Source organism: Arthrobacter sp. 05T410 (assembly GCF_056396505.1).
The window spans coordinates 16720-38091 of record NZ_JBFTLP010000001.1 but is presented as its reverse complement, the minus strand read 5'-3'; the positions used below and the strand labels follow the sequence as shown (position 1 = coordinate 38091).

The window sequence follows — 21372 nt, the reverse complement described above, 5'->3', positions numbered from 1 at the left end:
TGGGTAAAGTCTTTGTCATGAGACTCTCCCCCCGGCTGACCCTAAACAACGGCGTATTGATCGACCGGCTGGGGTTCGGGCTGTACAAGGTCCCCCCGGCCGACGCCGCCAGCCTGGTGACCATGGCGGTCGAGACCGGCTACCGGCACTTCGACACCGCCGCCATGTACGGCAACGAGACGGGCGTCGGCAAGGGAATCGGTGCCCTGTCCGGATTTGAGGGCACCGGCGGCGGGCCTGGGGAAACCGCACCCTACGTTTCCCGCGAGGACCTCTTCATCACCACCAAGGTCTGGAATGACGACCACGGCTACGACGCCACCATGCGTGCGTTCGACACCTCGATCTCCAACCTCGGCCTGGAATACATCGACCTCTACCTGATCCATTGGCCGTGCGCGCGCCGTGGCCTGTTCCCGGAAACGTACCGGGCCCTGGAGACGCTGTACCGCGAGGGCAAGGTCCGCGCAATCGGCGTCTCCAACTTCCAGCCGCAGCACCTGGACCGGCTCCTGGAAACGGCGGAGGTGGTGCCCGCCGTGAACCAGATCGAACTTCATCCCTGGCTGCAGCAGGATGAACTGCGGGAAAAGCACAAGCTGCTGGGTATCCGCACCGAGGCGTGGAGTCCTTTGGGCCGCGGCCAGGTCCTGAAGGACCCCGTGATCCTGGCCCTGGCGGCCGAACACGACCGCACGCCGGCACAGATCATCCTGCGCTGGCACCTGCAGCTGGGCAATATCGCCATCCCCAAGGCCAGCTCGTCCGGGCGGATCCGTGAAAACTTCGAGGTCTTCGACTTTGAGCTCTCCCCGCTGGATATGACGGAGGTCGGCGGCCTCGAACGCGGCTTCCGGACCGGCTCCCACCCCGACAACGTCGCATAGGATTCGAACCAATGGAACAAGTGGATACCGGGTCCTCACGCACGCCCCTCTTCAGCGGCGGACTCGACGCCCGCACCCGGGCCGCGTCCGTTGAGGTTGACGGTGCCCGGATCGCGTACTGGGTCTACGAACCCGCCGAGGTCACCCCCGAAACGCGCACCATCCTGGTGGTGCACGGGTTCCGCGGCGACCACCACGGCCTGCTCCGGGTAGCCGACCAGCTGACGGACATGCGCCTGATCATGCCGGACCTGCCGGGCTTCGGCAGCTCGGCCGCCTTCGCGGGAACCGGGCACAGCGTTGCCGGCTACAGCCAGTTCCTGGGCGGTTTCATGGCTGCTCTGGGACTGGGCGCGGACACGGTCCTGCTGGGGCATTCGTTCGGTTCGATCATTGCCAGCCATTTCGTGGCGGCCAACCCCGGTGCCGTGGCCGAGCTGATCCTTGTCAATCCCATCGCGGCGCCCGCCCTCGAAGGGCCCAAGGGCCTGATGACGAAGCTCGCGGTGCTCTACTACGAGGCCGCCGCACGCCTTCCCCAGCGGCTCGGGCTGGCCCTGCTGCGCAGCCAGGCGATCGTGCGGGTGATGAGCGTGACCATGGCCAAGACCGGGGACAAGGACATCCGCCGGTTCGTGCACGCCCAGCACAGCGCCTATTTTTCCTCCTTCGCAGACCGGGAGAGCCTGCTCCAGGCCTTCAAGGCCTCGGTGGGCAGCAACGTCACCGAGGTGGCCGGCGACCTGACGCTGCCGGTGCTGCTGATCGCGGGCGAGAAGGACGAGATCGCCATGCTGGCGGACCAGCACAAACTCGCGGCGCGGCTCCCGGACGGGAGGCTGGAGGTCATTCCCGGCGTCGGGCACCTGATCCACTACGAAACCCCCGAGCCCGCTGCCCGCTACATCAGACGCTTCCTAAAGGACCACGCCGCGTGAAAATTCTCATTGATGCCCGCTTCACCCGGCTGGACCACCACGACGGAATCAGCCGCTACGGCGCCAGCCTGATCGCGGCGGCCGCCAGGATCGCCGACGTCTCGATGCTGATCAGCGACACCCGCCAGCTCGCGCTCCTGCCCGATGTTCCATACACCCTGATCAACAGCCCGCTGTCCCCGGCCGAACTCTTCGTGGCGGCCAAGGTCAACAAGCTGGGCGCCGACGTGGTGGTATGCCCCATGCAGACCATGGGCAGCTGGGGCCGGAAGTACGCCCTGGTGCTGACCCTGCACGACCTCATCTACTACGAGCACCCCACCCCTCCCGGATTCCTGCCGGCCCCCGTCAGGGTCCTGTGGCGCCTGTACCACAAAGCGTTCTGGCCCCAGCGGCTCCTGCTGAACCGGGCGGACATCGTGGCGACGATCAGCTCCACCACGGCGGCCCTGATGGCGAAGTACCGGCTCACCCGGCGTCCTGTCAGGATTGTCGGCAACGCCCCCCAGCACGGCCACACCCCGCGCGATCCCGGGGCGGGGGCCGACAAGACGCTGCTCTACATGGGTTCCTTCATGCCCTATAAGAACGTGGAGACCATGGTCCGCGGCATGGCGGAACTGCCGGACATGACCCTGCATCTGCTCAGCCGCATCACGCCCGAGCGGCGGGCCGAGCTCGAGGCACTGGCTCCCGAGGGCGCAAGCATCGTCTTCCACAACGGGGTGACCGACGCCGAGTATGAGGCCCTCCTGGCACGCACCACCGCCCTGGTCAGCCTGTCCCGGGCCGAGGGCTACGGACTGCCGCTCGTCGAGGCCATGTCCCACGGCACGCCGGTGATTGCCAGCGACATCCCGATCTTCCGGGAGGTCGGTGACGACGCCGTCAGCTACGTGCATCCGGACTCCCCGGCGGAGTTTGCCGAGGCGGTGCGCACGCTCGAGGACCCCGCCCTGTGGAAGGCCCGGTCCCGCCGTTCAGTGGAGCGGGCCGCAGACTTCAGCTGGGATGAGTCGGCGCGGCGGCTCGTGGCCGTCGCCGAAGAGGCCGTCGCGCTCCGGAACCGGCCCCGCGACCGGAGATAGCCGGAACGGCTGTAAGTGGCCGGCGCGGAGACCCGTTCCGCGCCGCACCCAAAGCGAGGCCGGGATGACGCCGGCGCCACGGTCCCCGACCACCCATTTGCCGCGGAGGGCCGCAATACGGAGCCTCATTCCGGCCATCTGCGGCGAATGGCCGCCGGCCTGCGGGCCTGTTGTGGCATGCGCGCCCTTTGAATAGAGGGACCGCCGTGCCGGTGGGGCCATGTGAGCCGCGGAGACGCAATGGAGGGTCCTACAGGACGTCGACGCCGTCCAGGCGCAGTTGCACCGGGTCGTCGCTGCGCTTGGCTGCGGCCGCCGCCTTGACGGCCCGCATGACGGCCGTGGCAACCGCGGCCTGGGCGTAGGGGATGAACAGCAGGGTCCGGACCTCCTGGCCGGAGTCCCGGGGCACAGCATTCCGTGGCACAGCATCCCGCGTCGCAGCATCCCGCGCCACTGCATCCTGCGGCGGCGTGCGGCCGGCCCCGGCGGCCGCTGGCAGGATCAGGGGCGCGGGCCCGGCCGTCCGGAGGACGGTTCCCTGCGCCGCCAGCCGCTGCTGGATGGCATCCGTGAAATGGCCGACGGCGGTCCTGCCGCCGGTGACGGAGGCGACCCGCACGGCGGGCGGCAGCTGCAGCTCCTGCCGCAGTGCCAGTTCCCGGCTGGCGTACCCGGCGGGATCCCAGCGCAGCAGGGCGCCAACCCCGGCGGCGTCGTCGGCGGTGATGACCACCAGGCCGCCCTCGGAAGCGGGCCGCACCAGGGCCGCGGCGTTGAACCAGCGCCGGACCGCGTCCTCCCCCGCCCTCAGGTTTTCCCGGCGCAGCAGCGAATCGCCGTCGAGCAGCAGGGCCGCGGCGTACCCGCCGAAGGCCACGGGTTCGGCACCGACGGTGGCCACCACCAGGGCCGCGGTCTCCGCAACGGTGGCCTTGATCTGGTCCCCGGATGAGGTGATGACCGGTTTTCCCGGAAACGCCCGGCCCAGCTCCTCCGCGGTGCGGAGGGCTCCCGTGGCGCCGCGCCTTAGCCTGGCGCCGTTGCACGTGCCGCAGCGCCAGGCCGGGGCCGGGGCCGAGCACCAGCGGCATTGCGGCACGGCGCTGCTCCCGCCCGGACCGGCGATCGCCAGCGGGCCGCTGCAGGCGGTGCAGCGGGCCGGTTCCCGGCAGGTGTCGCACACCAGCGAGGGGGCGTAGCCGGCGCGGGCCACCTGGACCAGGACCGGACCCCGTTCCAGGCCTTCCTTGGCGGCCCGCCAGGCCGCGCCGGGGAGCCGGGCGATCCGGGCGAGCGGGTCATGCTCGAGTTCGTAGCTGTCGGCCGTGTTCAGGACCCGCGGGACTGTCCGCCGCGCGACGGCCCGGTCCGCTTCCACGGCCTGGGCCCAGCCGGAGGCGACCAGCCGCTCCGTTTCGGTGCTGCGCGAATGGGCGGCGAGCAGGCACGCGGCCCCCTCCTGGCCCGCCCGGAGCAGGAGGACTTCGCGGGTGTGCGCGTACGGGGAGCGCTGCTCGATGTGGAGGTCGTCGCCGTCGTCCCAGCAGATGACGAGCCCGAGGTTCGGCACCGGCGCGTAGGCCGCGGACCGCGTGCCCACGGCGACCCCGGCGGCGCCGCTGAGCACGCGCAGGAAGCTGCGGTAGCGCGGCGTTTGGCCGTCGTCCGCGGTGAGCCGGGCGACGTCGCCGGCGGGAAGCAGTTCCAGCAGGGCAGATTCCACGCGGTCAAGGTCCCGGTAGTCGGGCACCACGACGACGGCGCCGCGGCCGGAGATCCGCACCGCGGCCACGGCTTCGGCGATCATCCGCGGCCAGCCGGCGGGCCCGTACCCCTGCAGGGCGGTCAGCACGGCCCGGGGCGACTCCCCCGCGGCGAGGTGGGCGAGGAATGCCGCACCGTTGCGGTACCGGGTCCAGATGCTGCCGGCGGCCGGCGACGGAAGCGACACGTCGGTCGCCAGACCGAACGTCTCAGTGCCGAACAGCGCGGGATCGAGCCGGCCGTCCGGGGCGAATTCCTTTTCGAGCTTGGCCATGCGCGGCGGCACGGCCACACGCAGGACATCGCTGACCGTTCCGGCGTAGCGCGAGGCGATCCGGCCGGCGAGCTCGGCCACTGCGGGGGTCAGGACCGGGACGGCGGAGAGCACCTTGTGCAGCGGCACCAGGGGGTGGCCGGCGTCGGATCCGGCGGTGCGCTCCAGCAGGTATCCGGCCAGTTCCTGCCCGTTGAATTTGACCTTGACCCGGACTCCGGGGATGGCGTCGGCGTCGAGGGCGGCGGGGACGCTGTAGTCGAAAGGCCTGTCCAGGTGGGGCAGCGAGGACTCGATCAGCACCCGCGCCACTGGCAGGTGGGCCGCAAGGGCCGGCCCGGACGCTTCCGCGGCGGAGGCTGGAAAACCCTGGAGCAGGCACAGCTGCTGGGGTTCACCGGGCGCGCCGCCGGCAGGAATGGGACTCACGGCTCGCACCTCCCCTGAGGATCGTTCGACACATGCACTGTTTCCGAAATGCGCTGTCTTCCGAAATGCACTGTATTCCCAAATGCACTGTAGCCAGGCCACCGGAGGGCGGCCTGGCTACAGCACATCACGCAGGACTGACAAACTCACTGTCAAAACACACCGTCGCGGCGGCTTTGGACGGTTTGGCCGGGCCTTAGGCGTTGAAGAACGCTTTCAGCTCGTCCACCCGGTCCAGGCGTTCCCAGGTGAAGTCCGGGTCTTCGCGGCCGAAGTGTCCGTGGGCGGCGGTCTTGGCGTAGATCGGGCGCTTGAGGTCGAGGGCGTCGATGATGGCCCGCGGGCGCAGGTCGAAGATCTCGGCGATCGCGGCGCTGATGCGGGCCGGGTCCACGGTTTCGGTTCCGAATGTCTCAACGTAGGTTCCCACGGGGCGGGCCTGGCCGATCGCGTAGGCGATCTGGATTTCGGCGCGCTTGGCGAGGCCGGCGGCCACCACGTTCTTGGCGACCCAGCGCATGGCGTAGGCGGCCGAACGGTCCACCTTCGACGGGTCCTTGCCGGAGAACGCGCCGCCGCCGTGGCGGGCCATGCCGCCGTAGGTGTCGACGATGATCTTGCGGCCGGTGAGGCCGGCGTCGCCTACCGGGCCGCCAATCACAAAGGCGCCTGCGGGGTTGAGGATGTTGCGGGTCCGTGAGGTGTCCAGGTTGGACAGTGCCATGACCGGCCCCACCACGTGCTCGGCGAGGTCGGCCCGGAGCTGGTCCAGGCTGGTGCCTTCGGCGTGCTGGCTGGAGATGACGACAGTTTCGACTGAGACCGGGCGGTCGCCGTCGTAGCCCACGGTGACCTGGGTCTTGCCGTCCGGGCGCAGGTAGGCGAGTTCGCCGTTCTTGCGGACCTCGGTCAGGCGCTCGGAGAGCCGGTGCGCGAGCCAGATCGGCACGGGCATGTAGGACGGCGTTTCGTCGCTGGCGTAGCCGAACATGAGTCCCTGGTCGCCGGCTCCCTGGAGGTCGTAGTCGTCCTCCTGGCGGCCCTCACGCGCTTCGAGGGAGTTGAACACGCCGCCGGCGATGTCGTTGGACTGCTGGCCGATGGATACCGAGACGCCGCACCGGGCGCCGTCGAAGCCGTTGGCCGAAGAATCGTACCCGATGCCCAGGATGGTCTCCCGGACAATCTGCGGAATCTCGACATAGGCATCGGTGGTGACCTCGCCCGCGACGTGGACCAGCCCGGTGGTGGCCAGCGTCTCCACGGCTACCCGGGACTCGGGGTCTTTGTCGAGCAGTGCGTCGAGGATCGCATCGCTGATCTGGTCACAGATCTTGTCGGGGTGGCCCTCCGTCACCGACTCGGACGTGAAGAGCCGGAGCGCGGCGGGCGTGGACCCGTGGAAGGCGGGGATGTGCAGCGGTAAAGTCACTCAACTACCTTACTGGTTGGATAACGGACGTCCGGCGGCGTGTGTCCCCGTGCTAAGGAGATGTTGGTTACGCCGGGCTACGCCGGCGGTACAGCCCGGCTCAGCTCGGCGCTGATCCGGTCGATCACGGCAGCCGCGACGTCGGATTTGGAACCCGACGCCTCTTGGGGTTCGGAGCCGTCACGGGAAAGGATGACTACTGTGTTCGTGTCCTCGCCAAAGACCAAGTCCCGGCCCACCTGGTTGACGACCAGCAGGTCGCAGGCTTTCCGGTGCAGCTTGGCCCGGGCATAGTCCAGGACATCGCCGCCGGCATCGCCCGTCTCGGCGGCGAAGCCGACGATCAGCTGATTCCGGGACGCGGCGTCGCGGACCTCGACGAGTTCGCGCAGGATGTCGGGGTTGCGCACCAGGTTGATCACGGGATCGGCGACGTCGTCGCGCTTCTTGATCTTGGTCCCGGCGACGTCCGCCGGCCGGAAGTCCGCGACCGCGGCGGCCATGATGACGACGTCGGAGTCGGCGGCCGCGTGCAGCGCCGCCTCCCGCAGTTCCAGGGCCGTTTCGACCTGGACGATTTCGACGCCGGCGGGCGCCGGGACTTCCATGTGGGCGGCCAGCAGGCGGACGCGGGCTCCGGCCTCGCGGGCCGCGGCGGCCAAGGCCACGCCCTGCTTGCCGGAGGAGCGGTTGCCGAGGAACCGCACGGGGTCCAGCGGTTCCCGGGTGCCGCCGGCACTGATGGTCACCGTCAGTCCGGCCAACGGCGTAACCGCCGGCTGCACCGTTGCAGGCGCGGCGGCCAGGGCAGTGGCCACGTCCGGGTCAACGGCCGGCATCGCCGCGGAAGTTGCGGAAGCGTTGGCGGCGGCCGCTTCGGCGCCGGCGAGGGCCATGGCGGCGGTGAAGATCGCCTCCGGCTCGGGCAGGCGGCCGGGACCGGAGTCGGCGCCGGTCAGCCGCCCGCTCGCGGGTTCCAGCACGGTGACGCCGCGGCTGCGCAACGTTTCGACGTTGGCCTGGGTCGCGGGGTGTTGCCACATTTCGGTGTGCATGGCCGGGGCCATGAGCACCGGGCAGTCGCCGGCCATCAGCAGGGTGTTGGTGAGGAGGTCATCGGCCTGGCCGGTGGCCGCGCGGGCCAGGAGATCGGCCGTGGCCGGGGCCACGACGATCAGTTCGGCCTCGTGGCCGAGCCGGACATGGTTGACCGTGTGGACGGCGTCGAACACGCTGTTGCTCACCGGGTGCCCGGACAGGGCCTCCCACGTCGCGACGCCGACGAAGCGGGTGGCCGCCTCGGTGGGGATGACCGTGACGTCATGCCCGGCTTCAGTAAAAAGCCGGAGGAGCGATGCCACCTTGTAGGCGGCAATCCCTCCCCCGACTCCGAGGACTATGCGCACGTGATCTCCGTCAGCAGGCAGTCTGTTTACTTGGCTCTTCCCGCGGGGGGAATTACTCTGCGGTTTCGATCGGCGTGGAGACGAGCTTGCCTTCGTTGATCTCGCGCAGGGCGATCGACAGGGACTTCTCGTTCAGCTTGGTGTCGACCAGCGGGCCAACGTACTCAAACAGGCCCTCATGCAGCTGGGCGTAGTACGCGTTGATCTGGCGTGCGCGCTTGGCACCAAAAATCACCAGTCCGTACTTCGAGTCGGCGGCCTTCAGCAGCTCGTCGATCGGCGGGTTGATGATGCCTTCAAGGTTCGTGGACACGAATTCTCCAAATTCTAACGGGCCGGTACGTCCCGGCGCCTAGCGCGGGTTCGGGGTCAGCCCCATGAGTGAAACAAGCTCGTCCGCTGCCCGACGAACGTCATCATTGATGACGGTGTGGTCGAACTCCGGTTCAGCGGCAAGTTCTAGTTTAGCGGTTTCCAGCCTCTGCTGCTGTTCTTCGGCGCTTTCCGTGCCGCGGCCGACCAGCCGGCGGACCATTTCGTCCCAGCTCGGGGGCGCCAGGAACACAAACTGGGCATCCGGGACGGCCTGCTTGACCTGCCGGGCGCCCTGCAGATCGATCTCCAGCAGCACCGAGCGGCCCTCGGCAATGGCGGCGTCAACCGTGCTGCGCAGCGTGCCGTAGCGGTTCCGGCCGTGGACGACGGCCCACTCGAGCAATTCGCCGTTTTCGACCAGGGAATCGAATTCCTCGGCCGATTTGAAGAAGTAGTGGATCCCGTCCTGCTCCCCCGGCCGCGGCGGGCGCGTGGTGGCCGACACGGAGAGCCAGACTCCGGGGTAGTTGTCCCGGATGTAGGTGGACACGGTGCCTTTGCCAACAGCCGTCGGGCCGGCGAGGACTGTCAGTCCCGGTTTCTTGCTCACATATTCCTTTGGGCGGTGGTGGGCAGCTCGGCGGACCGGGCTACTTGTCGTCAATAAAATCTACCAGCGCCCGGCGCTGGTGGATTCCCAGGCCGCGGACCCGTCGGGATTGTGCGATGCCGAGCTGGTCCATGATGGCCGCCGCCCGGACCCGGCCGATCCCGGGCAGGGCCTCGAGCAGCTCCACGATTCTCATGCGGGCAATGGCGTCGTCGGATTCGGCGGCACTGATGACATTGGCGATGGTCAGCTCGCCCGTCTTGAGCCGCTCCTTTGCCTCGGCCCTGGTGGCCCTTGCGGCAGCGGCCTTGCGAAGGGCGTCGGAACGCTCCTGAGGAGTGAGTGGTCTCAAACTCACGGAAGGCCTCCCTGCATGGCGGGACGGGGCACTCATGCCCTTGCCCCGAACCTACCGTCAGGCGGCGGCAGAAATCAATGGAAATCTGCGCGCCGGCCAGTTCGGGAACGGGAAAAGCACAATTCCGAACGGGACGGCCCCCGGCCCGGGTCCGGCAGCTCCGGTCCCGGGCCGGCGAGGCGGCTGCCGCTAAGCCGCGAGGAGTTCGTCGAGGGTGCGCCGCGCGGCATCCCGGAGGGACTGCAGCTGCGGTCCGGCGCCGAGAATCTCCCGGCTCGAGGTCCCCAGGACCTGGGGATAGGCCGCACCGAACGTGCGGCGCAGGTCCGCGGCCGTGGCGCCCTGAGCGCCCAGCCCCGGGGCCAGGATCGGCCCGCGGACCGCCGCCAGATCGATATCCAGTGCGGAAAGGGCCGAGCCCACCGTGGCACCGACCACCAGGCCCACGGAACCGAGCGAACCGTCATAGCGCTGGTTCTCCACCGCGGCCGCTTCCGTGATCCGCCGCGCGACGGAATCGCCCCCGCCGACGTGCTGGACCGAGGCGCCCTCCGGGTTCGAAGTCAGCGCGAGGACGAACACCCCGCGGCCGGTCCCGGCCGCCAGGTCCAGGGCGGGCCGGAGCGACTCAAAGCCCAGGTACGGGCTCAACGTCACCGAATCCGCGGCCAGGGCCGAGCCGTCCCGCAGCCAGGCATCCGCGTAGGCGGCCATGGTGGAGCCGATGTCGCCGCGTTTGGCGTCCGCGATGGTCAGCACGGACGCTTCCGCCGCCGCGGCCAGGGTGCGTTCGAGCACGGCGATTCCAGCCGATCCGTGGCGCTCGTACAGGGCCACCTGCGGTTTCACCGCGGCAGCGAGGGAGCCCACTGCCTCCAGCACGGTCAGCGAGAAGCGTTCCAGCCCGGCGGCGTCGTCAGTGAGCCCCCAGCGCTGCAGCAGCGCCGGGTGCGGGTCGATGCCGACGCACAGCGGGCCGCGGTCCGCCATGGCCCGCCCCAGCCGGGAGCCGAAAGTCTCCCGGCCGGCCGCCGGGGCGGTGGATGCCTCAGGCATCCTGGAGCGCCTTCAGGTTCGCGGCGTGTTCCTGCAGGCTCGTGACCGACCATTCGTAGGTGCGCAGCGCCTCGATGGCCTGGACGGCGGCGTTGAACTCGGCCACGGTGGTGATGCACGGGATCCCGATCGAGGTCGCGGCGGCACGGAGTTCGTAGCCGTCGCTGCGGGCCTCGCCGCCGGAGGGGGTGTTGAAGACCATGTCGATCTCGCCGGCGATGATGAGGTCGGCGATGGTGCCTTCGCCTTCGGCGCTGGAACCTTCGGCGACCTTCCGGACCGGGGTGGCCTGGATCCCGTTGCGGCGGAGCACGTCGGCTGTGCCGCCGGTGGAGACGATCTCGAAGCCGAGGTCCGAGAGCCGCTTGACGCCCATGATGACCGAGCGCTTGTCCCGGTTGGCCACCGAGACGAAGATCTTGCCCTCGGTGGGCAGGGCGTTGTTCGCGGCCGCCTGGCTCTTGGCGAAGGCCGTATCGAAGTGCTTGTCGATGCCCATGACCTCGCCCGTGGAGCGCATTTCCGGGCCGAGCAGGGAGTCCACCACCTTGCCCTCCGGGGTGCGGAAGCGGCTGAACGGCAGCACGGCTTCCTTGACCGAGACCGGCGCGTCCAGCGGCAGGGTGGAGCCGTCGCCGCTCTCCGGCAGCATCTTGTAGGCGCTGCGGAGCTGGTTGATGGTGACGCCGGTGCCGATCAGGGCCGCGGCTTTCGCCATCTGGACACCCGTGGCCTTGGAGACGAACGGGACGGTGCGGGACGCGCGCGGGTTGGCTTCGAGGACGTAGAGCACGTCGGAGGCCAGGGCGAACTGGATGTTGATCAGGCCGCGGACGCCCACGCCCTCGGCGATCGCCAAGGTGGCGGTGCGCACCCGTTCCAGTACGTTGCCGCCCAGGGTGATGGGCGGCAGGACGCAGGCCGAGTCGCCGGAGTGGATGCCGGCCTCCTCGATGTGTTCCATGATGCCGCCGAGGTACATCTCCGTGCCGTCGTAGAGGGCATCGACGTCGATCTCGACGGCGTCCTCGAGGAAGCGGTCGATCAGGACCGGGTGGTCGGGGGTGATCTCGGTGGCGTTGGCGATGTAGCGGGAGAGGTTGGGCTCGTCGTAGACGATCTCCATGCCGCGTCCGCCGAGGACGTAGGAGGGCCGGACCAGGACCGGGTAGCCGATCTCGTCGGCGATCTTCTTGGCGTCCTCGAAGGACACGGCGGTGCCGTTCTTCGGCGAGACGAGCCCGGCCTTGTCGAGGACGCGGGAGAAGGCGCCGCGGTGTTCGGCCAGGTCGATGGCCTCCGGCGAGGTGCCGAGGATCGGCACGCCGGCGTCGGCGAGCTGCTGGGCGAGCTTGAGCGGGGTCTGGCCGCCGAGCTGAACGAAGACGCCCATGACCCCGCCGGTGCGCTCCTCGGCCGCGATGACCTCGAGGACGTCCTCCAGGGTGAGCGGTTCGAAGTAGAGCCGGGTGGAGACGTCGTAGTCGGTGGAGACGGTTTCCGGGTTGCAGTTGACCATCACGGTCTCGTAGCCGGCCTTGCGCAGCGCCATCGAGGCGTGCACGCAGGAGTAGTCGAACTCGATGCCCTGGCCGATCCGGTTGGGGCCGGACCCGAGGATGATGATGGACGGCTTGGCGTGCAGCGCAACCTCGTCCTCCTCGTCATAGGAGGAGTAGTGGTACGGGGTGTAGGCGGCGAACTCGGCCGCGCAGGTGTCCACGGTCTTGTAGACGGGACGGATGCCCAGGGCCTGCCGGACCCCGCGGACTACGTCCTCGGAGTTGTGGGTCAGCGCACCGATCTGTTCGTCGGAGAAGCCGTGGCGCTTGGCGCGAGTCAGCATCTCCGGCGTCAGCGCCGCGGCCTGGCGGATTTCGAGCGAGATCTCGTTCAGCAGCTGGAGCTGGTCCAGGTACCAGGGGTCGATCTTGGTCGCCTCGAAGAGCTGTTCCACGGTGGCGCCGCCGAGCATGGCGCGCTGCACCTGGTGCAGGCGCTCGGTGGTGGGACGCTTGGACTTCTCGATCAGCTCCGCGACTTCCCATTCCGGGACGTGGCTGAAGTCCAGCTGGGAGCCCTTCTGCTCCAGGGAGCGCAAGGCCTTCTGCAGCGCCTCGGTGAAGTTCCGGCCCATGGCCATGGCCTCGCCCACCGACTTCATGGTGGTGGTCAGGGTGGGGTCCGCCGCCGGGAACTTCTCGAACGCGAAGCGCGGGACCTTCACCACCACGTAGTCCAGGGTCGGTTCGAAGGACGCCGGGGTCTTCTGGGTGATGTCGTTCGGGATCTCGTCCAGGGTGTAGCCGAGGGACAGCTTGGTGGCAATCTTCGCGATCGCGAAGCCGGTGGCCTTGGACGCGAGGGCGGAGGAACGGGAGACGCGGGGGTTCATTTCGATCACGACGACGCGGCCGGTGTCCGGCTCGACGGCGAACTGGATGTTGCAGCCGCCGGTGTCGACGCCGACTTCGCGGATGACGGCGATGGAGATGTCGCGCAGCCGCTGGTATTCGCGGTCGGTGAGGGTCAGGGCGGGGGCGACGGTGATGGAGTCGCCGGTGTGGACGCCCACGGGGTCGAAGTTCTCGATGGAGCAGACCACCACGACGTTGTCGTTCTTGTCGCGCATCATCTCGAGCTCGTACTCCTTCCAGCCGAGGATGCTCTCTTCGAGCAGCACCTCGGACGTGGGGCTGTACTGCAGGCCCTGGCCGACAATCCGGCGCAGGTCCCCCTCGTCGTAGGCCAGCCCGGAGCCCAGGCCGCCCATGGTGAAGGAGGGCCGGACGACCATCGGGTAACCGAGGTCACCGGCCGCGGCGAGAGCCTCGTCCATGGTGTGGATGATGTGGCTGCGGGCCGACTCGGCGCCGCAGCGCTCGACGACGCCCTTGAACTTCTCGCGGTCCTCGCCCAGCTCAATCGCGGCGATATTGGCGCCGATCAGCTCGACGTTGTACTTCTCCAGGACGCCGTTCTTGTCCAGCGCGATGGCCGTGTTGAGGGCCGTCTGGCCGCCGAGGGTCGGCAGGAGCGCGTCGGGGCGCTCCTTGGCGATGATTTTCTCCACCACTTCGGGGGTGATCGGTTCGATGTAGGTCGCGTCAGCGAACTCGGGGTCCGTCATGATGGTGGCCGGGTTGGAGTTGACGAGGATGACCCGCAGGCCTTCCTCCTTGAGGACGCGCAGCGCCTGGGTGCCGGAGTAATCGAATTCGGCCGCCTGGCCGATCACGATCGGGCCGGACCCGATGACCATGACGCTCTTGAGGTCAGTTCTCTTGGGCATTACTTCGTGTCCCCAGTCTTGGAATCGGTGGCAGTCTTTGTGCCGGTCTCTGTCTTTGAAGAAGCGTCCGCCATCAGCTCGATGAAGCGGTCGAAGAGGTAGGCGGCGTCGTGCGGGCCGGCGGCCGCTTCGGGGTGGTACTGCACGGAGAAGGCCGGAATGTCGAGGCAGGACAGCCCCTCGACGACGTCGTCGTTGAGGCTCACGTGGCTGACCTCGACCCGGCCGAAGCGCTCCTCGGGGGCCTGGGTGGCGCCGTTGAGCGGGGCGTCGACGGCGAAGCCGTGGTTCTGCGAAGTGATTTCGACCTTGCCGGTGCGGCGGTCCATCACGGGCTGGTTCAGGCCGCGGTGGCCGTAGCGGAGCTTGTAGGTGCCGAACCCGAGGGCCCGGCCGAGGATCTGGTTGCCGAAGCAGATGCCGAAGTACGGGATCTTCTCATCGAGCACGGAGCGCAGCAGCGCCACTTGGTTGTCCGCGGTGGCGGGGTCGCCGGGGCCGTTGGACATGAAGAAGCCGTCCGGGTTGACAGCCTGGACGTCGGCGAGGGTTGCCGTGGCGGGCAGCACGTGCACCCGGACCCCGCGCTCGGCGAACCGTACGGGGGTCATGCGCTTGATGCCCAAATCGATGGCGGCAATGCTGAACCGCGGCTCGCCGTCCCAGCCGAAGTCCTTGGGCTCCACCGTGTAGGCGGCGTCCACGCTGACTTCCTCGGCGAGCCGTGAGCCTTCCATCGGCGCGCTGGCCAGGACAGCGTCGACGAGTTCCTTGTCCGTGGCGCGGGCGGCGTCGCCGGAGAAGATGCCGGCGCGCATGGTCTTGTGTTCGCGCAGGTGGCGGGTGATGGCGCGGGTGTCGACGCCCTGGATGCCGACGATCCCCTGCTCGACGAGCTCGTCGTCGAGGGGGCGTTCGGAACGCCAGTTGGAGGGCCGGCGCGCGGCGTCGCGGACGATGTAGCCGGCCACCCAGATGCGGCGGGACTCGGCGTCGTCGGTGTTGACGCCGGTGTTGCCAATGTGCGGCGCGGTCTGGACCACGAGCTGGCGAGCGTAGGAGGGGTCGGTGATGGTCTCCTGGTAGCCGGTCATGCCGGTCGCGAAGACTGCCTCGCCGAGGGCCGTTCCGGTGGCGCCGTAGCTGGTGCCGCGGAAAATCCGGCCGTCCTCGAGCACGAGGACCGCGGGGGTGGATGCTGCTGCGGGTGCAGTGGGGTTAGCTGGCACTGATTCTTCTGTCACTGTTTTTTCTGACACTGCTGTTTCTGTCACTTCGTTGGATTCCGTCACGTCGTTACTTTCCACTATCGGCTTCTGCCTGAGGGGCTGCGGAGATCAAATCTTGGAGGGTGGTGAGGAGCACGGCCTTGTCCTCGGCGCGGCGCGTCCTGTAGCCGGTGTCGAGTTCGTGGGAACCGAGCATCCAGCTGAGCACCAGCAGGCCGTCCTTTTCCACGAACTTTCCGGCCATGCCGCTTTCCTGCCGCACACCGGTCAGGCATCCGGTCGGGATGAACACCGGGCCGGCGCCCGCGCGCTCGAACAGCACGCCTTCGGGGTGCACGGAGAGCTTGGCGTTGGTGCGGATGCCCAGATTGTGCACGGCGATCCGGTCCAGCCAGTCGCCGGCGGTGGTGGAGGCGACGTACTGGCCGTCGGCGGCGGCCAGCGGGGCGCCGAGTTCGGCGGGAACCTCGGGGAGGGGCTCGACGTCGGACTGGCGGCGCAGGCGGTTACGCCAGCCGACGGCGATGAGGGCAAGCGCGACGCCAATCAGGACGAGCGTGAAGAGCAGGGAGAGGTCCTTGACACTCACGGGCGGCGGCCCGCCGGTCCTGCGTCGACCGCTTCGGCCGGCCACCGGTACGGGGTGTTGAGTTTTCCGTCGAGAACGGTCGGGTGGCCCTTGAAGAACGTCGCCACTACCTTCCCCGGCAGTTCCCGGCCGGCAAACGGAGAGTTACGGCCCATGGTTGCCATCTTAGAAGGGTCCACGGTCCAGCGCGCAGCCGGGTCCACGAGTATGACGTTGGCAGGCTCCCCGGCCTCGAGCGGGCGGCCCTGGTCCTGGACCCGGCCGATGGCGGCCGGCGCCGTGGAGGTCACGCGGGCAAAATCCTCCCAGCCCATCAGGCCTGTTTCGATCATGGTGTGCTGGACCACGGAGAGCGCGGTTTCCAGCCCGGTCATGCCCATGGCCGCCTGCGCCCACTCGCATTCCTTGTGTTCGCTCGGGTGCGGGGCGTGGTCGGTGCCGACGACGTCGATCGTGCCATCGGCCAGGGCGGCCCGGAGGGCCTGGACATCGGCGTCCGTGCGCAGCGGCGGGTTGACCTTGTAGACGGGGTCGTAGCTGCGGGCGAGCTCATCCGTGAGCCAGAGGTGGTGCGGGGTGACCTCGGCCGTGACGTTGACGCCGCGGGACTTGGCCCAGCGGATGATCTCCACGGACCCGGCCGTGGAGACGTGGCAGACGTGCAGGCGGGACCCGACGTGCTGGGCCAGCAGCACGTCCCGGGCGATGATGCTCTCTTCGGCGACGGCCGGCCAGCCGGCCAGGCCGAGGACGGCGGAGACCTCGCCCTCGTTCATCTGGGCGCCGGCGGTGAGTCGGGGTTCCTGCGCGTGCTGGGCCACGACGCCGTCGAACGCCTTGACGTATTCGAGCGCGCGGCGCATCAGCACCGGATCGTGGACGCAGATGCCGTCGTCGGAGAACACGCGGACGTGGGCGCGGGAGTCGGCCATGGCGCCGAGCTCGGCGAGCTGCTCCCCCGCGAGGCCCACGGTGACTGCCCCCACCGGACGGACGTCCACCCAGCCGGCGGTCCGGCCAAGGGTGAGGACTTGCTCCACGACGCCGGCGGTGTCCGCCACCGGGGTGCTGTTGGCCATGGCGTGCACGGCCGTGTAGCCGCCCAGGGCGGCGGCGCGGGTGCCGGTTTCGACGGTTTCGGCGTCTTCGCGGCCGGGTTCGCGCAGGTGGGTGTGGATGTCCACCATGCCCGGGAGCGCGACAAGGCCCGCGGCGTCGATTACTGTTGCGTCCCGCACCCCGGCGCCTTCGGCGTCCAGCTGGCGGCCGCGGGCGGCGATCACGCCGGCCCGGATCAGGAGGTCCTCGGCTGCTCCGCCCAGGATCGAGGCCCCCCGGATGAGGTAGGCGCCGCTGTTGTCTGCGTTCTGGTGCTGATCGGCCATCAGTGGCTCTCCTGGTGGGAATAAGTGAGGTTCGGAATGGCGGCGTGCGCCGCGGACGCGGCCGCGGACGCGGCCGTAGAGGCAGTGGCAGAAACTGGTGCGGCGGCCGGCTCGCGGTTCTCCCCGGACAGGAGCAGGTACAGTGCCGCCATCCGGACCGACACGCCGTTGCGCACCTGCGCCAGCACGGTGGAGCGGGGCGAGTCGGCCGCGGCCGCGGAGATTTCCAGCCCGCGGTTCATGGGACCGGGGTGCATGATGATGGTGTCCTTGAGCCCCAGGCTGTCGAGGGCACGGAGCCGGTTGTCGTCGAAGCCCCAGCGCCGCGAGTATTCGCGGGTGGTGGGGAAGAAGGAGGCATTCATCCGTTCGCCCTGGACGCGGAGCATCATCATGGCGTCCACGCCTTGGGCGAGGGTCTCGTCGAGGTCGAAGCTGACGGCGCACGGCCATTTTTCGACGCCGATGGGGAGCAGCGTGGGCGGCGCGACGAGGGTGACCTCGGCGCCGAGGGTGCGCAGCAGCCAGACGTTGGAGCGGGCAACGCGCGAGTGCAGGACGTCACCGGCGATGGCGACGCGCATGCCTTTGAGGTCGGCGCCGGCCGACGGCGTGCCGGCCAGCTTCGACCAGTGCCGGCGCATCGTGAACGCGTCCAGCAACGCCTGGGTGGGGTGTTCGTGGGTGCCGTCGCCGGCGTTGATGACGGCGGCGTCGATCCAGTCGGTCGCGGCGAGCCGGTGCGGGGCGCCGGAGGCCCAGTGCCGGATGACGACGGCGTCGGCGCCCATCGCGGCGAGGGTCTGGGCGGTGTCCTTCAGCGACTCGCCCTTGGAGACGGACGAGCCCTTCGCGGCGAAGTTGATGACGTCGGCGGAGAGCCGCTTGGCGGCGGCTTCGAAGGAGATCCGGGTGCGGGTGGAGTCCTCGAAGAAGAGGTTGACCACGGTGCGCCCCCGCAGGGCGGGGAGCTTTTTGACCTCGCGCTCCCCCACCGCAGCCATTTCCTCGGCGGTGTCCAGGATGCGGATGGCGTTGTGCAGGCTCAGGTCTTCGGTGGAGAGCAGGTGCCTCATGCGGTGGCCTCGATGACCACTTCATTGACGGGGACGCCGTCGGGGGCGCCGTCTGCTGCCCCGCCTCCGGCAGAATCGGTTTCCTCGAGCCGGACCCGGACCTTCTCCGATGAGGAGGTAGGCAGGTTCTTGCCGACATGGTCGGCGCGGATGGGCAGTTCCCGGTGGCCGCGGTCGATCAGCACGGCGAGGCGGACAATCCGCGGCCGGCCGAGGTCGATGATGGCGTCCAGTGCTGCCCGGATGGTGCGCCCGGAATAGAGGACGTCGTCGATCAGCACCACAACTTTGTTGTCGATGCCGGTGCGCGGCAGCTGGGTGGGGTACGGCGGCCTGGTGGGCTGGTGCGAGAGGTCGTCGCGGAACATCGTGACGTCGAGTTGGCCAACAATGGCCGCGGCGTCCACGGTGGGATCCGCGGCGGCGATCTTGGCGGCGAGGCGGACGGCGAGGGGATAGCCCCGGCGCGGGATGCCCAGCAGGACGAGGTCCTGGGAGCCCTTGTTGGCCTCAAGAATTTCATGGGCGATACGAGTGAGCGCGCGGTCGATGTCAGCCTGGTTGAGGACAACCCGGGTGAGCACCACCTGCGCCGGACCCGGTGCTGAAGGCACGGAAGTCAAAGCTCGTCTCCCCTTTCCCCGCCTCACGGGACGGAATTAAAAAAGGATTATTTGCCCTTTCAAATTACCACAACGGCACTGCTGCCCCGTCGCCGCCGGAATGCGTTTAACCTCACACGGACATAGGCTCGGTTCCATGACGATGAACGGACCGCGGCCGGGGCATGAGCACCCTGGCGGCCCGCGCCAGGGGCCGCTGCCCCGGCAGGCCAACCCGACGTGGCTGGGGCGTGTCCAGCCCGCGAACTACCAGTGGGCCCCTGCCAACGACGGCGGCCAGTTGCAGCCGGCACTGCCTCCCGCCGGGCCGGCGGGAGGCAGCCCGGGCTGGAAGAACGGCCGCGGTTCCGGCGTTTTTGGCCTGGTGATGGCCGGCGGATTCCTGGCGTTCCTCTGCCTCTTCCTGGTGGTGCCCTTCCTGCTGGAAAGGACCGGAATCACCGGCTTTGCCGTTGGTTTCGTGGCCTCGCTGGTTCCCCTGGGGACCGTATTGCTGACGGTGCGCTTCATCGACCGCTGGGAACCTGAGCCGAAACCCCTGCTGCTTTTCGCGTTTGCCTGGGGAGCCGTCGTCTCGATCGCGGTGACGATGCTGATCCAGCCCTATTTCTCACTGGTGGCCGGGCCCGCCTCGGGACTGGACTATACGACGTTCGCCGTGACGGTCCAGGCGCCGGTGGTGGAGGAATTCGCCAAGTCCCTGGGGCTGCTGTTGCTCGTGCTCTTTGCCCCGAAACACTTCAACGGACCGGTCGACGGTGTGGTGTTCGCCTTCACGATCGCGGCGGGCTTCGCGTTTACCGAGAACATCCTCTACTTCGGCCGCGCCATCGCCGAATCCAGCGATCCCGGCACGGACCTCGCGGTGGTTTTCTTTCTCCGCGGGGTCCTCTCACCCTTCGCCCACGCCATTTTCACGGGTACGACCGGTCTGGTGATGGGCTTCGCCGCCGGCCGCGGGAACACCGGGCTGTCCGTGCTGGCGTTCTTCGCCGGCCTCGTCCCCGCGATGCTGTTGCACAGCGCCTGGAACAGCATGGGCCGGGACTTCCTGGGCCGGTACGTGATGGTGCAGGTGCCGATCTTCCTGCTGGCGGTGCTGGTGATCGCGCTGCTGCGGGTGGCTGAGCGCAGGCTCACCCGTCAGCGGCTGACGGAATACGCGGCCGCGGGCTGGTTTACCGCGGCCGAGGTAGACATGCTGGCCACCGCCGCCGGCCGCCGTTCCGCGCTGCGCTGGGCCAGGTCCACGGGGCGGAGCGTGCAGATGAAGGCGCTGCTCGATGCCGCCACCCAGCTCGCCCTCACCCGGCAACGGATTCTCAGCGGCCGGGACGTGCCGGCACACCAGCGCGATGAGCAGCACCAGCTCGCCGGGATCGCCGCGCTTCGGTCCGCCGTCGTCGGTTAGGGGCCGTTGGAACCCAGTGGGGCCAGCCCAGCGTGGGCACCCGGGGAAAAGAAAGAACCCCGGCCAGGATGTCCTGGCCGGGGTTCTTCGGGGCACTGAGAGCTTACGCCAGCAGCGAGGGCTTGAGCTGCTGCAGCCGGCCCAGCAGGCCGTTGATGAACGACGGCGACTCGTCCGTGGAGAGCGTCTTGGCCAAGGCCACAGCCTCGCTGACCGCCACGCCGTCCGGGACGTCGTCGTTGTAGAGCAGTTCCCACGTGCCGATCCGCAGGATGATGCGGTCCACGGAGGGCATGCGCTCCAGGGTCCAGCCCTGCGAATAGGTCTCCAGGAATTCGTCGATGGCTACCTGGTGCGAGACCACGCCTTCGACGATTTCGAGGGTGTAGGGGTTGACGATCTGGTCTGTCTGCTCGCGGCGGGACTTCAGCACGTCGAACGCGGAGGCTGAGCGCTGCTCGGCCTCAAAGAGCACATCGAGGGCCCGGTTCCGGGCCTTACCGCGCGCACTCACTAGTCGTTGACCCGGCCGAGGTAGCTGCCGTCGCGGGTGTCGACCTTGACCTTGGTGTTGTTCTCGACGAACAGCGGCACCTGGATCTCGTACCCGGTTTCGAGGGTGGCGGGCTTGGTGCCGGCCGAGGAGCGGTCGCCCTGCAGGCCCGGCTCGGTGTACGTGATCTCGAGGACGACGCTCGGGGGCAGCTCGATGTAGAGCGGGTTGCCTTCGTGGATGGCGATGTTGACCATCTGGTTCTCGAGCATGAAGTTGGTGGCGTCGCCGACGGTGGCGGCCGAGACGGTGAGCTGGTCGAAGTCCGAGGTGTCCATGAAGACGAAGTCGGCGCCGTCCTGGTACAGGTACTGGTAGTCGCGGCGGTCCACCGTGGCGGTCTCAATCTTCAGTCCGGCGTTGAAGGTCTTGTCGACGACCTTGCCGGACATCACGTTGCGCATCTTGGTGCGCACGAACGCGCCACCTTTGCCGGGCTTGACGTGCTGGAACTCGATGATGTTCCAAAGCTGGCCCTCGAGCTTAAGGACGGTTCCGTTCTTGATGTCGTTAGTGGTTGCCACTGTATCCTCTTAGTTTCTCTCTGGTTCCATCAGGCCGGTGCTATCGGCCGGACGATCTATGCCGGGCCGGCATGCCAAGCGGGCCGCCAGCGCGTATTTGTCAAAAATCCAAGATCTATTCTACCGGTTC

At 68.6% G+C, this 21372-nt stretch carries 19 protein-coding genes; 4 read left to right on the top strand and 15 right to left on the bottom strand.

Going from position 1 to position 21372, the window contains the following annotated elements; genetic code table 11:
• Positions 1-17: 17 nt before the first annotated feature.
• Genes AC1DFR_RS00185 through AC1DFR_RS00175 form a run of 3 tightly spaced genes read left to right on the top strand, consistent with a single transcriptional unit; the run spans position 18 to position 2913 of the window.
• Complete coding sequence (locus AC1DFR_RS00185; protein WP_476872429.1) at positions 18-887, top strand: aldo/keto reductase; 870 nt, start codon at positions 18-20, stop codon at positions 885-887.
• A gap of 11 nt (positions 888-898) precedes the next feature.
• The gene (locus AC1DFR_RS00180; RefSeq protein WP_476872428.1) at positions 899-1825 is read left to right on the top strand and encodes an alpha/beta fold hydrolase; all 927 of its coding nucleotides are present in this window, start codon (positions 899-901) and stop codon (positions 1823-1825) included.
• Positions 1822-2913: a glycosyltransferase family 4 protein gene (locus tag AC1DFR_RS00175; protein ID WP_476857072.1), complete on the top strand. Its 1092-nt coding sequence runs from the start codon at positions 1822-1824 to the stop codon at positions 2911-2913. The genes AC1DFR_RS00180 and AC1DFR_RS00175 overlap by 4 nt, the downstream gene beginning before the upstream one ends.
• A 250-nt stretch (positions 2914-3163) precedes the next feature.
• Here the strand turns inward: AC1DFR_RS00175 and AC1DFR_RS00170 are convergent, their stop codons facing one another.
• The 13 genes from AC1DFR_RS00170 to pyrR form a co-directional block, all read right to left on the bottom strand.
• Complete coding sequence (locus AC1DFR_RS00170; RefSeq protein ID WP_476872427.1) at positions 3164-5383, bottom strand: primosomal protein N'; 2220 nt, start codon at positions 5381-5383, stop codon at positions 3164-3166.
• A gap of 196 nt (positions 5384-5579) precedes the next feature.
• Complete coding sequence (metK, locus tag AC1DFR_RS00165; RefSeq protein WP_028276457.1) at positions 5580-6815, bottom strand: methionine adenosyltransferase; 1236 nt, start codon at positions 6813-6815, stop codon at positions 5580-5582.
• A 77-nt stretch (positions 6816-6892) separates the two neighbouring features.
• Complete coding sequence (locus AC1DFR_RS00160; RefSeq protein WP_476872426.1) at positions 6893-8221, bottom strand: bifunctional phosphopantothenoylcysteine decarboxylase/phosphopantothenate synthase; 1329 nt, start codon at positions 8219-8221, stop codon at positions 6893-6895.
• A 52-nt stretch (positions 8222-8273) separates the two neighbouring features.
• Complete coding sequence (gene rpoZ, locus AC1DFR_RS00155) at positions 8274-8534, bottom strand: DNA-directed RNA polymerase subunit omega (RefSeq protein ID WP_018773134.1); 261 nt, start codon at positions 8532-8534, stop codon at positions 8274-8276.
• Between the two features lie 39 nt (positions 8535-8573).
• Positions 8574-9146, bottom strand: a complete 573-nt coding sequence (gene gmk, locus AC1DFR_RS00150) for a guanylate kinase (RefSeq protein WP_028276459.1) — start codon at positions 9144-9146, stop codon at positions 8574-8576.
• A gap of 40 nt (positions 9147-9186) precedes the next feature.
• Positions 9187-9504 carry an integration host factor, actinobacterial type gene (gene mihF / locus AC1DFR_RS00145; RefSeq protein WP_223916673.1) on the bottom strand — a complete coding sequence of 106 codons (318 nt, stop codon included), beginning with the start codon at positions 9502-9504 and terminating at the stop codon, positions 9187-9189.
• A gap of 189 nt (positions 9505-9693) precedes the next feature.
• On the bottom strand, positions 9694-10560 hold the full coding sequence (gene pyrF / locus AC1DFR_RS00140) for an orotidine-5'-phosphate decarboxylase (RefSeq protein ID WP_476872425.1): 867 nt from the start codon (positions 10558-10560) through the stop codon (positions 9694-9696).
• Positions 10553-13852: a carbamoyl-phosphate synthase large subunit gene (gene carB, locus AC1DFR_RS00135; RefSeq protein WP_476858426.1), complete on the bottom strand. Its 3300-nt coding sequence runs from the start codon at positions 13850-13852 to the stop codon at positions 10553-10555. The genes pyrF and carB overlap by 8 nt, the downstream gene beginning before the upstream one ends.
• Positions 13852-15111, bottom strand: a complete 1260-nt coding sequence (gene carA, locus AC1DFR_RS00130; protein ID WP_476857075.1) for a glutamine-hydrolyzing carbamoyl-phosphate synthase small subunit — start codon at positions 15109-15111, stop codon at positions 13852-13854. The genes carB and carA overlap by 1 nt, the downstream gene beginning before the upstream one ends.
• A gap of 37 nt (positions 15112-15148) precedes the next feature.
• Entirely contained in the window at positions 15149-15670 is a 522-nt protein-coding gene (locus AC1DFR_RS00125; protein WP_476857076.1) for a PH-like domain-containing protein, read from the bottom strand.
• Positions 15667-17055, bottom strand: coding sequence for a dihydroorotase (locus tag AC1DFR_RS00120; protein WP_476858425.1), 1389 nt, complete (start codon positions 17053-17055; stop codon positions 15667-15669). The genes AC1DFR_RS00125 and AC1DFR_RS00120 overlap by 4 nt, the downstream gene beginning before the upstream one ends.
• Positions 17055-18131, bottom strand: a complete 1077-nt coding sequence (locus tag AC1DFR_RS00115) for an aspartate carbamoyltransferase catalytic subunit (protein WP_476872424.1) — start codon at positions 18129-18131, stop codon at positions 17055-17057. The genes AC1DFR_RS00120 and AC1DFR_RS00115 overlap by 1 nt, the downstream gene beginning before the upstream one ends.
• On the bottom strand, positions 18128-18754 hold the full coding sequence (gene pyrR / locus AC1DFR_RS00110) for a bifunctional pyr operon transcriptional regulator/uracil phosphoribosyltransferase PyrR (RefSeq protein ID WP_476857078.1): 627 nt from the start codon (positions 18752-18754) through the stop codon (positions 18128-18130). The genes AC1DFR_RS00115 and pyrR overlap by 4 nt, the downstream gene beginning before the upstream one ends.
• Positions 18755-18890: 136 nt before the next feature.
• On the opposite strand from pyrR, the gene AC1DFR_RS00105 reads away from it, so the two are divergent.
• On the top strand, positions 18891-20165 hold the full coding sequence (locus AC1DFR_RS00105; RefSeq protein ID WP_476872423.1) for a PrsW family intramembrane metalloprotease: 1275 nt from the start codon (positions 18891-18893) through the stop codon (positions 20163-20165).
• 103 nt (positions 20166-20268) lie between these two features.
• On the opposite strand, the gene nusB is transcribed toward AC1DFR_RS00105, so the two are convergent.
• Together nusB and efp are read right to left on the bottom strand one after the other, a co-directional pair.
• On the bottom strand, positions 20269-20679 hold the full coding sequence (nusB, locus tag AC1DFR_RS00100; protein ID WP_018773145.1) for a transcription antitermination factor NusB: 411 nt from the start codon (positions 20677-20679) through the stop codon (positions 20269-20271).
• Entirely contained in the window at positions 20679-21242 is a 564-nt protein-coding gene (gene efp, locus AC1DFR_RS00095; RefSeq protein WP_018773146.1) for an elongation factor P, read from the bottom strand. The genes nusB and efp overlap by 1 nt, the downstream gene beginning before the upstream one ends.
• Positions 21243-21372: the final 130 nt, after the last annotated feature.